The sequence below is a fragment of the Citrobacter sp. Cpo109 genome, from assembly GCF_030332565.1.
In the GTDB taxonomy this organism is placed as follows: domain Bacteria; phylum Pseudomonadota; class Gammaproteobacteria; order Enterobacterales; family Enterobacteriaceae; genus Citrobacter; species Citrobacter portucalensis.
The window spans coordinates 14,248-27,132 of the sequence record NZ_JAOWHQ010000043.1 but is presented as its reverse complement, the minus strand read 5'-3'; the positions used below and the strand labels follow the sequence as shown (position 1 = coordinate 27,132).

The following is a 12,885-nucleotide window of genomic DNA, read 5'->3' as shown; positions in this document are numbered from 1 at the left end:
TGGTGAAGATAGCGAATGCGCAATTGTGCGATAGAGTGCTGACAAGGCAAAAAGGAGGAAAGCCAGAGATTTCAGCGGGACGCTGGAACGGGAAAGCCCCTCCCGAGGAAGGGGCCAAAATAAGGAAAGGGTTATGATGAAGTACGTCATCATACTGGTGATACTCTTAGTCGTTAGCTTACCGGCTTACTAAGACACCAGGGGGAGGGGAAACCCTCCCTAACCCTCACTCCTGAAAATAAGCCACAGCAAGGATGATGTCAATATGCACACTTTTCACCATGCGAGTGGCTTAGCGGAAAACAACGTCAGCCCAGCGGGCCAGTCCGGCGGTAACTGAACCAAAATCATCGCCACCCGCGATCGGGATCCCCGGAAGCTGCTGGGCGAGGGCTTTTTTAATCAGCGGTGAACGCGCGCTGCCGCCGGTCAAATAAATCACGTCCGGTTTTTCCTGCGCGTTGTCCAGCGCCAGCTGAACCTGCTCCAGAATACGCGCCAGGGGCTGATTGAGCGCTGCTTCCAGTCCGTGTTGACTGATATCGGTTGCCAGCGTGTCGCTGATAAACGGTATCGCCGCCGTTACAATGGTTTGGTCAGAAAGCGCGATTTTGCTCTCTTCTGCGCTGCGCACCAGGCGGTAGCTCAGACGCTCGCGCCAGACTTTAAGCAGCAGAGCGACTTTATCGGCTTCTCTTGCGTCGCGGACAAGATCGTTGAGCAATCGACCGTTGGCGCTGCTGTAGAAATCACTTTGCGCGGGAACGTCGTTGATTGCGACCGCGTTCCACCAGGGGAGAATCGGTAAGGCGATACCTTTTTCAGTCTCACCGCCCATACCCAGCAGCGGCATCAGGTGTTTAAACGCCAGCGCGATATCCAGATCGTTCCCGCCTACGCGGCAGCCACTGTGTCCCAGCAGGCTGTTTTCGCGATCGGCACGCTGATGCCATTGCGGCCCCATCAGCAGCAGTGAACAGTCGGTCGTCCCCCCGCCAATATCTACCACCAGCACGCGTTTTTCTTCCTGCAGCGTCGCTTCGTAATCCAGTCCCGCGGCTACCGGCTCGTACTGGAAGACGACATCCTGAAAACCGGCGCGTTTGGCCGCACGTTCAAGAATACCCTGCGCCTGGGTGTTGGCGTCATCGCCACCTAATCCCTGGAAGTTGATGGGCCGACCAATCACGGCCTGAGTGATAGCTTCCGGCAGCTGGCTTTGCGCCTGGTTGCGAATGTGCAGCATCATTGCACAGACCAGATCTTCAAATAGCGCAACCTGCTGCGGCTTCAGACCGCTGGCGCCCAAAAATGATTTTGGCGATTTAACGAAGTACACCTCTTCCGGGTCTTCAATATACTGACCCAGCGATGCCAGACCGAACTGCACGCTGTTGGCGTTAACGTCGATGTCTTCTTCGCGGTTGTAGCGCATCGCGCGGCGAAGCAGCGCCTGCGTTTCATCGTCCGTAGTTGGGATGTCGTGATGGCGATACAGCCACTCGCTAACCGCTTCGCGCGTTGGTGCGCACAACATTGAGGGTAGCAGCGTGCTGTTATTTTCCATTTTGAGCAGGTGAGGCTGCCCGTCACGCATAACGGCCACTGAACAGTTTGCCGTACCGTAGTCAAAACCAATAAACACCGTAAAAATCCCCATGCCAGTGAAGAAGGGGCGTGACTTTAACGAATAGTTGACGCCCCGACAACTGGAATATGAAAGCAAGGCGTACTGATTGAATACCGTTTATGCTGTAGGTTTGCGTAAAAAGGAAAACTGAATGTTCACGCTGAGCTGGCAACCGCCTTATGACTGGCCCTGGATGCTGGGGTTTCTTGCCGCCCGTGCGGTTGAAGGTGTCGAAACCGTAGGAAAGCTGGATTATGTCAGAAGCCTGTCCGTAGGGGGACATCGTGGTCTGGTGCGCGTTGTCCCGGATCTGCACGCCAACGTGCTACACGTGACATTGAGCACAGGGTTACAGCCGGTAGCTTCCGAGTGCCTGGCAAAAATAACGCGCTTGTTCGATCTTGGCTGTTGCCCGCAGCAAATTATCGCCGCGCTGGGTAGCCTCGGTGCGGCGCGTCCTGGACTGCGCCTGCCGGGATGTGTCGATGCGTTTGAGCAAGGGGTGCGGGCGATTTTAGGGCAGTTAGTCAGCGTATTGATGGCCGCGAAACTGACGGCGAAAGTGGCGCATGCTTACGGGGAAGCGCTGGAGGATGCACCCGAGTATGTGTGTTTTCCTACGCCGGAAGCGCTTGCCAATGCCGATCCGCTGCACCTGAAAGCGTTAGGAATGCCGCTCAAACGCGCTGAAGCGTTGATTCATCTGGCTCGCGCAATGCTTGAGGGAGCGCTCGCGACAACAACCCCTACCGATATCGAACAAGGCGTTAAGCAGCTACAAACGTTTCCCGGGATAGGACGCTGGACCGCCAACTACTTTGCACTGCGCGGCTGGCAGGCGAAGGACGTTTTTCTGCCGGATGATTATCTGATTAAGCAGCGTTTTCCCGGCATGACACCGGCCCAGATCCGACGGTATGCAGAGCGCTGGAAACCCTGGCGCTCCTATGCGCTGTTGCATATCTGGTATACGGATGGCTGGCAGCCGTCAGTTGATGGCGAAATTACTGGTATTCAGTAGCAGATCCAGCGGTTGGGCATCGGCAATAATATCGCCATAAATCATATCAATACCGATGCCAGAAAGCGTATCCATGATGAGTGGCAACTGCACCGGGCCGGCGATAGTTTTTATGTCCAGGCGCTGGGCATGACCCTGGATAATGGACACCCACATTTCGTCGATCAGGTTGCCGGGAGCGCTGGCACTTAGCTCGCTGTCGAGCAACAGGTAATCGACAATGTGATATTTCAGGTTGTCAAAAAGCTCTAAATCGCGACCAACCTGACTTAACACAATTCGACAACCGTACTGACGCAGTCGATGCAGGGCGGATATCGCCTGCGTTGGGTTGGTTTTGATGACGCTTGCCGGAACGGTCAGATGCAGCAATCGCGGCGGTAGTGGACTGTGTTGCAAGTGCTCCAGCAGCTCATCGATAAGTTCTGTGTTGAGCAGGCCGGCGGCGGAAAGGGGCAGGGCAATACTGAGGCCCTTACTGGCTACTGCTTGGGCAGCATTCTGGAAGAACTCGCTAAATACCCGACGGTCAAGCGCCTTGCTTAACGCGGGATCGACCAGCCCGGCGCGGAAGGCTTGCTCCTCAATGGCTTCACCTTCAGCGGTGCCTAAGCGAAGCGAGAGAAGCCAGAAGCTAAACGTCTCCGGTATACGCGGGGAAGCCACACCTCTGGCGATCATCAGCATTGGGTTGTGCATAATGGTGTGTCTTTGCTCATCCAATGTCAGTTGACTACGCGCGGCATGACCCTGGCTTTGCTGCGGTTCATAAACGCAGACGCGTCCACGCCCACTGTTTTTCGCCGCATAACAGGCAATATCGGCCTGAGACATCACATCGGTCGCGACATGGTTTTTCTCATCAATGAGCGTAATCCCTGCGCTGGCGCCAATACGGTGTAAGCGGCCTTCCCACATGAAGTGGTAATCATTAATGGCGCTGATGACGCGACCTGAAATAAAGCGGGCGCTTTCGATATTACAATCCGGTAGCAACAGACCAAACTCGTCGCCGCCCAGGCGCGCCAGCATATCGCTGGATCGCAACATGCTGAGCATAAGCGCTGAGAGTTCACGCAGCAGGGCATCGCCAGCGGCATGACCCGCGCTATCGTTCACCGCTTTAAAACGATCCAAATCGATAAAAACCAGCACATGACGCTGGTGCGTATCGTGTACCGAATGCAGCAATTGTTTTAGATGGTTTTCGAAACTGACCCGGTTTGCCAACTGCGTCAGGTCATCATGCGAGGCGCTGTAGCTAAGCTGGCGGAGCATCTTCCGTGACTCTGTGACGTCCTGAATAACCAACACTGAGCCAATGCTGCCGCCGTCGAGGGTGCTGAGAGACGTGATGCTGTACTGAATGTCATAACTGTTGCCGTTACGGCAATGCAGGACCACTTCCTGTTCGATTGCCGTACGCGACATGTCAGCACTGTAGATATTTTCCATCAGCGGACCGTTCTCGCCAAAAGTAATATGTAGTACCGTCAATAGCGGAATGCCGATGGCACTGTCCTGCTGCCAGCCGCTCATTTTCTCAGCGACCGGATTCATAAAGGTCACGTTCATATCGACATCAATACAAATCACCGCTTCGCCGATTGAATCCAGCGTAATGTGCAGGCGTTCTTTTTCCTGATACAGCGCTTCGTTAAGCTGCTTGACTTCGGTCATATCCATATTGATACCAAGTAAGCGTTCAACTTCGCCGTCTTTATTCAGTACCCGGTTGGCCAACGAACGGATATGGCGTATGCCATCTTTTACCGCGATACGAAACTCAAGCTTAAACGGAGCCCGTGCGGCCAGTGAATCACGAATCACATTTTCGGCGTACTCACGATCTTCGGGTACCAAGCACTCATACCAGACTTGCCAACTGGGCTTGATATGCGCAGGAACTTCGTAGAGATCGAACATCCGTTTATCCCAGCTGATCACGTCAGGCTGGAGTTCCCATTCCCAAATCCCAATCCCCCCGGCTTCATTGGCGAGGGTGATGCGCTCCATCAACCGTTTGTTGATCCATTCGGTATGCTTCAGGTCGTTAATGTCCTCAACCTGCGCAATAAAGTAGAGTGGGGTATTGTCGCTATGACGCACTAACGAAACCGCCAGCAACGCCCAGACGACGTCGCCTGCGCGGGTGTAATAGCGTTTTTCCATGGAATAGCTATTAATCTCTCCGCGTGCCAGCATGTTCAGCTGTTCAATGTCGTTGTTCAAATCTTCCGGCCAGGTCAATTGCTGGAAGGTCAGTGAACGTAACTCCTCCTGGCTATAGCCCAGAAACTGGCACAAGGCTTTATTGGCCTGTAACCATTGTCCCTCGGTACCGACTAAAGCCATGCCAATCGAGGAATATTCCATGGCGTTACGAAAGCGTGACTCGCTTTCTGAAATGTGCTTGCGTTCGGCTCGAAACGCGTACATCACCATGGTCATCATATTAGCGGGCAACAGGATCATCAAAAACGGCAACCAGGGGATGTCCGTCATCATGTTCGGTTTCGGGGTGTAAAGCAGCGAAGGGTCGGCAGCCAGCATCAGCGAAACCATCATCACGGTGCTGAGGAATATTAAAAACGCCTCCATACGCGGCAGACGGACAGCGCTCCACATCAGCAGGACAATAACGCAGGTAAATGGCCATGGAATGTACATCATGGACAGCCAACTGAGCGTTAAGGTCACCAGCAGGGTGATCAGGGTCTCAAGCAATAATCGCGGGTCGCGATGGCGCAACAGGTAATGTGGTTTAAACAGTAAACCTAACGGCACCAACGCCAGTGCGCCAATGGATTCTGACAGTACCCAAATGAGAAAGGTATTTAATGATGTGTCCTTCGGCAGCAACAACCACATCAATATGCCGCCCAACAGTGGCGGAACAACCGCGCTACCAAATGCCAGGCGCGCCCAGTCATTCAAATTTTGTAAGGGATTGTACCAGGGCAGCAGTTTACGCAATAACATTGCGCCAACAACAGCCTCAATAATGTTAATGACCGTATAGGAGAAATTAAGCGACTGTCCGGGGAAAAAAAGTAAAGAGGCGCCGATGCTACCGAATGAGCAAGCCAGCGCGATCCCTGGCCACATCTTTCCCGCGTGACGGTAAAAAGCCACCATCATGATAGAGGTTGGAAACCACAGCGGTGCAAGCTGTGCGCCGTAACGTGACAGTTCCAGCGAAAACAACGTAAAGATGAAAGCCACCAGACCTAAACTGGCCAGGCGCAGTAGAGGATGGGGTAAGGTAACTAAAACATGTTGGGATTGTTTACTCATTACCACTCTACCCAAATAGCCGTTGTCGCCCAGCAGAGATGCCGAACGCATCACATTTAATCTGGGATTATGCTAGTACAAACAATTTACAATTTATACGCCAGCTGCTCATAAATTAACACTCCCAAGCTATTAATTCCTAAGGCAGGTGAATAAATATAGCGGCTGTTCTAAATCTGACCATTTTAATTTGCGACAGGGACAGCATTGGTGCAGCCTGGGGTGGCATCGCGCCGCTGAAATCCCTATAATTGCCGCGTTTGGCGTTTCGGCGCCGCCCTTCCTTACATCCAGGTTAATCAGGTCGCTAAATTTATGACTGATCAGTCCCATCAGTGCGTCATTATCGGCATTGCCGGCGCATCGGCTTCCGGCAAGAGCCTTATTGCCAGTACTCTTTATCGCGAATTGCGTGAACAAGTCGGTGACGAACATATTGGCGTTATTCCCGAAGACAGCTATTACAAAGATCAAAGCCATCTGTCGATGGAAGAACGCGTAAAAACCAACTACGACCATCCGAACGCGATGGACCACAGCCTGCTGTTTCAACATCTGCAAACGCTGAAACGCGGCTCTGCCATTGAGCTGCCGGTTTATAGCTATGTTGAGCACACGCGTACGCAAGACACTATTCATATCGAACCGAAGAAAGTCATCATCCTGGAAGGCATTTTGCTGCTGACGGATGCGCGTTTGCGCGATGAGATGAACTTTTCTATTTTTGTTGATACGCCGCTGGATATTTGTCTGATGCGCCGTATCAAGCGCGATGTGAATGAACGTGGTCGTTCAATGGATTCGGTGATGGCGCAATACCAGAAAACCGTCCGCCCAATGTTCCTGCAATTTATTGAGCCTTCAAAACAATACGCCGACATCATTGTGCCGCGCGGGGGTAAAAACCGCATCGCCATCGATATTCTGAAGGCTAAAATCAGTCAGTTCTTTGAATAAGTTCAGCGAATTGTGTACCGTTCAGTGATAACCTGGTTCACCCTTAACGCACCTGGCATTAAGGGTTTGAAGCACGAAAGGAGAAAGTGCCATGCGTTTATGTGACCGAGATATTGAAGCCTGGTTGGATGAAGGTCGCCTGTCGATCACTCCACGCCCTCCTGTCGAGCGAATCAATGGCGCCACGGTAGATGTGCGTCTTGGCAACAAATTCCGTACGTTCCGCGGTCATACAGCGGCGTATATCGATTTGAGCGGACCGAAAGATGAAGTCAGCGCCGCGCTGGATCGCGTGATGAGTGATGAAATCGTCCTCAAGGACGGCGAGGCATTCTTCTTGCATCCGGGTGAGCTTGCGCTGGCAGTAACATTTGAATCTGTGACGCTGCCTTCCGATCTCGTCGGTTGGTTAGATGGCCGTTCTTCGCTGGCTCGTCTGGGACTGATGGTACACGTCACCGCACACCGTATCGATCCGGGCTGGTCTGGCTGTATCGTACTGGAGTTTTACAACTCCGGAAAATTACCCCTGGCTCTGCGTCCGGGCATGCCGATTGGCGCGTTAAGTTTCGAACCGCTTTCTGGTCCGGCAGCGCGACCATACAACCGTCGTCAGGATGCGAAGTATCGCGACCAGCAGGGCGCTGTTGCCAGCCGGATCGATAAAGACTGAGTGTTTTTCAGTCCATTGGGGATAGCATGAGACGATTTCTGACGACGCTGATGATTCTTCTGGTCGTGCTGGTGGCCGGCTTTTCTGCGTTAGTACTGTTGGTTAATCCGAATGATTTCCGCGCGTATATGGTCAAGCAGGTTGCCGCACGTAGCGGATATCAGCTGCAGTTGGATGGCCCCCTGCGTTGGCACGTATGGCCGCAACTGAGTATCCTCTCAGGGCGAGTGGTGTTAACGGCTGAAGGTGCCAGCGAACCTCTGGTTCGTGCCGACAATATGCGTCTTGACGTTGCGTTATGGCCGCTGTTGAGCCACCAGCTCAGCGTGAAGCAGGTGATGCTCAAAGGCGCAGTGATTCAACTGACCCCGCAAACTGAGGCGGTGCGCGGTAAAGATGCGCCCGTTGCCCCAAAAGACAATATGTTGCCCGATCTGGCAGAAGACAAAGGGTGGTCGTTTGATATCGCCCGTTTGCGGGTTGCCGACAGTGTTCTGGTATTCCAGCATGAAGACGACGAACAAGTTACCGTTCGTGATATTCGTCTGGAGATGGAACAAGATAGCCAGCACCGCGGCACGTTTGATTTTTCCGGGCGTGTGAACCGCGATCAGCGCGATCTCGCGTTATCCTTTAACGGCACGGTCGATGCCTCCGATTATCCGCACAACTTATCTGCGAATATTGCGCAGTTAAGCTGGCAACTGCAGGGGGCCGATCTGCCGCCGCAGGGAATCAACGGTCAGGGACATCTTCAGGCGCAATGGCTGGAAGAGAAAAAACAGCTTTCGTTTAGCCAGATAAATTTGACCGCCAATGACTCTTCGTTCTCCGGGCAAGCGCACGTATCCTTGTTGGAAAAACCGGAATGGGCCGTCGACCTAAAATTTGGTCAGCTCAATCTGGATAACCTGCTCGTACAACATGACGCAGCGGCGACAGCAAAAGGTGACGTTCAGCAAGGTCAGAGTCAGTCAACGCTGGCGCGCCCCGTCATTGCTTCCCAGGTTGATGCCGTTTCGTATCAAGGACTCAAGGGTTTTTCGGCAGACATCGCTTTGCAGGCTGACAAAGTGCTGTGGCGGAAAATGGCGTTTGAGAATGTTTCGGCAAAAATAGACAACCAGTTCGGCTTACTGAACATTGCGCAGTTGCAGGGAAAAAGTGATGGCGGGCTGATCTCACTGCCCGGCACGCTGGATGCCAGAAAGGGAGAACCGCGAGCGGTCTTTCATCCGCGTCTGGAAGGTGTGGAAATTGGCACGATTCTGAAGGCCTTTGATTACCCCATCGCACTCACCGGCAAGCTGTCGCTGGCGGGAGACTTTTCCGGCTCAGATATTGATGCCCAGGCGTTTCGCCATAGCTGGCAAGGGCAGGCCCATGTCGAAATGAACGATACGCGAATGGAAGGGATGAACTTCCAGCAGATGATTCAACAGGCTGTAGAACGCAGCGGTGGGGATGTTAAATCTCAGCAAAACCTCGATAACGTGACCCGGTTGGATCATTTTGTAACCGATATGACGCTGGATAACGGAGAGGTGACGCTGGATAACATGGCAGGGGAGTCCGCGATGTTGGCGCTAACCGGCAAAGGAACGTTAGATCTGGTGAAGCAGAATTGCGACACGCTGTTTAACATTCGCGTGCTGGGCGGTTGGGATGGCGAAAGTAAGTTGATTAGTTTCCTGAAGGCCACCCCAGTTCCTCTCAGGGTCTATGGCCAGTGGCAATCACTAAACTACAGTCTGCAAGTTGATCAGCTTTTGCGTAAGCATCTGCAGGATGAAGCAAAACGTCGTCTGAATGACTGGGCAGATCGCAATAAAGATTCCCGCAACGGCAAAGATGTTAAAAAGTTGCTGGATAAGCTCTGATTCATATTGCCGGATGGTGGCTAATGCCCCATCCGGCTCGTGACTTACACCTCGTAATCCATCTCTTCTTCACCGTGTAGCGGTATCAGCTGGACCTTTTGCACGCGATGATTTTCCACCTGCAGGGTTTTTAGCCGATAGTCACCAACCTGGACTTCCTCCCCGGTTTTTGGAATGCGTTGCAAATACTCCATTAACAGCCCGGCAATAGTGTGATACTCACGTTTTTCATCTAATGGGATGGGCACGTACTGCACCAGGTCTTCCAGCGGCATATGTCCGTTAGCGGTCCACGAACCATCGGCGTTTTTCTGAATATCATGGCGGGCGTCGATTTCCTCTACCTCGTTTGGCAGATTGCCGGCGATGGTTTCCATCACATCACTCAGCGTCACAATCCCTTCGACGGAACCAAATTCATCGGCTACAAACGCGAAATGCGTGCGGGCATTACGGAACTGCTCAAGCGCAGGAAGCAGCGGCAGAGTTTCTGGGAACACCAGCGGCTGGCGAATCAATACGCGCAGGTCGAGCGGCTCGCCGCGCAGAGACTGTTGCAGCAAATCGATGACATGCACCACGCCCAGCAGTTCCTCCTGCTCGTCTTCGCCAGTGACCACCAGACGCGTATGCTGGTTTTTTTCCAGTAAGGCGCGGATTTCTGCTTCGGGCGCATTGAGGTCGATATGTTCAATATCGTGGCGCGAGGTCATGATACTGCTGACGGTACGCTGATTGAAGTTCAGCACACGTTCAATCATCCGCCGCTCCTGAGGCGCAAAAATTTGACCTTCATGATGATCCGCCAGCATCGCCGCGGTTTCGGCATCCAGTTCAGCATCTTCTTTTTGCCCGCTCAGCAGTCGCATTACCGCCTCGGCGGTGCGCTGGCGCAGAGTATGGTTGGCTGAGAGGAAGCGACGACGGTTAAAGATAGCCAACTGGTTCAATGCTTCGATCATGACCGAGAAGCCGATGGCCGCGTACAGGTAACCTTTCGGGATATGGAAACCAAACCCTTCGGCCACCAGACTGAAACCAATCATCAGCAGGAAGCTCAGACACAGAATAACAATAGTTGGATGGCTGTTAACAAAGCGCGTCAGCGACTTGCTGGCCAGCAACATCAGGCTGATGGCAATAATGACTGCCGCCATCATCACCGCCAGGTGATCGACCATGCCAACAGCGGTAATGACGGAATCCAGAGAGAAGATGGCGTCCAGCACCACGATCTGCGCGACCACCCCCCAGAACTTAGCGCCTTTACGCTGGGTGGGGTTATCGCTGTCTTTCCCTTCCAGCCGTTCGTTGAGCTCCATAGTGGCTTTAAACAGCAGGAAGAAACCACCGAACAGCATGATCAGATCGCGGGCGCTGAAGCTGAGATCGCGAATGCTGAACAGCGGCGTGGTCAGCGTTACCAGCCAGGATATTGATGCCAGCAGCAGCAGGCGCATAACCATCGCCAGCAGTAGCCCGGTAATACGCGCCTTATCCCGCTGGGCAGGAGGCAATTTCTCCGCGAGGATGGCAATAAAAACAAGATTATCAATGCCAAGAACAAGTTCGATCACGATTAACGTGACCAGTCCGGCCCAGATTGACGGATCGGCAATCCATTCCATAGTAAATGCTATACCCATAGTTGTATGACAATTGTCACAATTCGATCATGGGTAAAACTGGCGAAAAATGCAATGGCGAGAAGGGATTTCTCTGTCGGTTATATCAGAACAGACGCAGGATAATAGCCTTAATGTAACTACAGGAAATGTTTTTATTAATCTAAAAATATTTAGGAAATATCGCAGGTGGAATATTTTTATATCAACATTGTCAATATCAATAAAATCCTAAAAATATATAAATCCGACGCTTAATATTAATCTTAAAAGCCGGGTATCGGCGGTTTGTTATCTTGCCTGATATTCGCATAGCTGCAACAATTCTTGCGGTAATAATCAAAAGATAAATATTTCCTCATCAATCAGTGACGCCATTCCCGATGCGTTAACGCTGTAAATGTGATGAAAATAAAGGAGAAGATAAAAATTTAAATTAATCAGTGCATTGGTAGCTAGTGAAGCCAGGGGCGGTAGCGTGTCTGGTCGCCTGAAACAAGCCTAAATTATTCTGTCAAGAGACCGCAGATGAATACATTTTTTTTAGGACTGATGCCAGTTAAATTCCATTTCAATTAACGGCAAGGTAAATACGTACAGGCGAAGTCGCTATTTAGATTGCATGTGATAAATACTCTGCCAAAGTGATAAATAATCAATGATGAAATCCAAACTTAAATTGATGCCAGTATTGGTATCGGTGATCTTGATAAACGGTTGTACCGTGCTTCCGGGCAGCAATATGTCTACGATGGGCAAAGATGTGATTAAACAGCAGGACGCTGATTTTGATATCGATCGCATGGTGAATGTTTATCCACTCACGCCACGGCTGGTCGAACAATTACGTCCTCGACCAAATGTTGCACAGCCTAATATGTCGCTGGACCAGGAGATTTCCGGATATCAGTACCGGGTCGGCCCGGGGGATGTCCTGAATGTGACAGTCTGGGACCATCCTGAACTCACCACGCCAGCCGGGCAGTACCGTAGCTCAAGCGATACCGGCAACTGGGTGCAGCCTGATGGCACCATGTTTTACCCCTACATCGGCAAAGTCAGCGTGGTAGGGAAAACGTTGGCAGAGATTCGTAGTGATATTACCGGGCGCTTAGCGAAGTACATTGCTGACCCGCAGGTGGACGTTAATATCGCCGCTTTCCGCTCGCAGAAGGCCTATGTCTCCGGGCAGGTGAACAAATCCGGCCAGCAGGCCATCACCAACGTACCGCTTACCGTTCTCGATGCCATTAACGCCGCTGGCGGTCTCACCGAGGCAGCAGACTGGCGCAACGTTGTGCTGACTCATAAAGGGCAGGAGCAACGTATTTCACTGCAAGCGCTGATGCAAAATGGCGACCTGAGCCAGAACCGTCTGCTCTATCCTGGTGACATTCTGTTTGTTCCGCGTAATGACGATCTGAAAGTCTTCGTAATGGGGGAAGTGAAAAAACAGAGCACCCTCAAAATGGACTTCAGCGGCATGACGCTTACCGAAGCGCTGGGCAATGCCGAAGGTATCGACCTGACCACCTCCAACGCCAGCGGCATTTTCGTTATTCGACCATTGAAAGGCGAGGGCGGGAACAACGGCAAGATCGCCAATATCTATCAGCTTGATATGTCCGATGCGACGTCGCTGGTGATGGCAACATCATTCCGACTCCAGCCATACGATGTGGTGTACGTCACTACCGCGCCGGTTGCTCGCTGGAACCGTTTGATCAATCAGTTGCTGCCGACTATTAGCGGTGTTCGCTATATGACGGACACGGCCAGCGACCTTCACAACTGGTAATCAT

At 52.2% G+C, this 12,885-nt stretch carries 9 protein-coding genes; 6 read left to right on the top strand and 3 right to left on the bottom strand.

Annotated elements, in window-relative coordinates:
• The first annotated feature begins 133 nt into the window (after nt 1–133).
• The gene (locus tag OGY71_RS23165) at nt 134–193 is read left to right on the top strand and encodes a type I toxin-antitoxin system Ibs family toxin (RefSeq protein ID WP_141110480.1); all 60 of its coding nucleotides are present in this window, start codon (nt 134–136) and stop codon (nt 191–193) included.
• A 99-nt stretch (nt 194–292) separates the two neighbouring features.
• Here OGY71_RS23165 and yegD read toward each other — a convergent pair whose 3' ends face one another.
• Nucleotides 293–1,645: a molecular chaperone gene (gene yegD, locus OGY71_RS03825; RefSeq protein ID WP_020996657.1), complete on the bottom strand. Its 1,353-nt coding sequence runs from the start codon at nt 1,643–1,645 to the stop codon at nt 293–295.
• Nucleotides 1,646–1,781: 136 nt separating this feature from the next.
• Here yegD and alkA point away from each other — a divergent pair, with 136 nt between their 5' ends.
• Complete coding sequence (alkA, locus tag OGY71_RS03820; RefSeq protein WP_063940491.1) at nt 1,782–2,651, top strand: DNA-3-methyladenine glycosylase 2; 870 nt, start codon at nt 1,782–1,784, stop codon at nt 2,649–2,651.
• Here the strand turns inward: alkA and OGY71_RS03815 are convergent.
• The gene (locus tag OGY71_RS03815) at nt 2,619–5,948 is read right to left on the bottom strand and encodes a diguanylate cyclase (protein WP_286612883.1); all 3,330 of its coding nucleotides are present in this window, start codon (nt 5,946–5,948) and stop codon (nt 2,619–2,621) included. The genes alkA and OGY71_RS03815 overlap by 33 nt on opposite strands.
• Nucleotides 5,949–6,263: 315 nt before the next feature.
• Here OGY71_RS03815 and udk point away from each other — a divergent pair, with 315 nt between their 5' ends.
• The 3 genes from udk to asmA all read left to right on the top strand — a co-directional run bounded on the left by udk (nt 6,264) and on the right by asmA (nt 9,458).
• Nucleotides 6,264–6,905 carry a uridine kinase gene (udk, locus tag OGY71_RS03810; RefSeq protein WP_003036776.1) on the top strand — a complete coding sequence of 214 codons (642 nt, stop codon included), beginning with the start codon at nt 6,264–6,266 and terminating at the stop codon, nt 6,903–6,905.
• Between the two features lie 91 nt (nt 6,906–6,996).
• Nucleotides 6,997–7,578 carry a dCTP deaminase gene (gene dcd, locus OGY71_RS03805; protein ID WP_003834269.1) on the top strand — a complete coding sequence of 194 codons (582 nt, stop codon included), beginning with the start codon at nt 6,997–6,999 and terminating at the stop codon, nt 7,576–7,578.
• A gap of 26 nt (nt 7,579–7,604) precedes the next feature.
• Nucleotides 7,605–9,458, top strand: coding sequence for an outer membrane assembly protein AsmA (gene asmA / locus OGY71_RS03800; protein WP_286612881.1), 1,854 nt, complete (start codon nt 7,605–7,607; stop codon nt 9,456–9,458).
• A 44-nt stretch (nt 9,459–9,502) separates the two neighbouring features.
• On the opposite strand, the gene OGY71_RS03795 is transcribed toward asmA, so the two are convergent.
• Nucleotides 9,503–11,086 (bottom strand): TerC family protein, encoded by a 1,584-nt coding sequence (locus OGY71_RS03795; RefSeq protein WP_032934495.1) that lies wholly within the window; start codon nt 11,084–11,086, stop codon nt 9,503–9,505.
• A 655-nt stretch (nt 11,087–11,741) separates the two neighbouring features.
• On the opposite strand from OGY71_RS03795, the gene OGY71_RS03790 reads away from it, so the two are divergent.
• The gene (locus tag OGY71_RS03790; protein WP_003834266.1) at nt 11,742–12,881 is read left to right on the top strand and encodes a polysaccharide export protein; all 1,140 of its coding nucleotides are present in this window, start codon (nt 11,742–11,744) and stop codon (nt 12,879–12,881) included.
• The last annotated feature ends 4 nt before the right edge of the window (nt 12,882–12,885 follow it).

What these genes read in the sequence shown, in the direction of transcription:
- alkA (WP_063940491.1), top strand. Translation starts at nt 1,782, where the DNA reads ATGTTCACGCTGAGCTGGCAACCGCCTTATGACTGGCCCTGGATGCTG.
- OGY71_RS03815 (WP_286612883.1), bottom strand. Translation starts at nt 5,948, where the DNA reads ATGAGTAAACAATCCCAACATGTTTTAGTTACCTTACCCCATCCTCTA.
- udk (WP_003036776.1), top strand. Translation starts at nt 6,264, where the DNA reads ATGACTGATCAGTCCCATCAGTGCGTCATTATCGGCATTGCCGGCGCA.
- dcd (WP_003834269.1), top strand. Translation starts at nt 6,997, where the DNA reads ATGCGTTTATGTGACCGAGATATTGAAGCCTGGTTGGATGAAGGTCGC.
- asmA (WP_286612881.1), top strand. Translation starts at nt 7,605, where the DNA reads ATGAGACGATTTCTGACGACGCTGATGATTCTTCTGGTCGTGCTGGTG.
- OGY71_RS03795 (WP_032934495.1), bottom strand. Translation starts at nt 11,086, where the DNA reads ATGGAATGGATTGCCGATCCGTCAATCTGGGCCGGACTGGTCACGTTA.
- OGY71_RS03790 (WP_003834266.1), top strand. Translation starts at nt 11,742, where the DNA reads ATGATGAAATCCAAACTTAAATTGATGCCAGTATTGGTATCGGTGATC.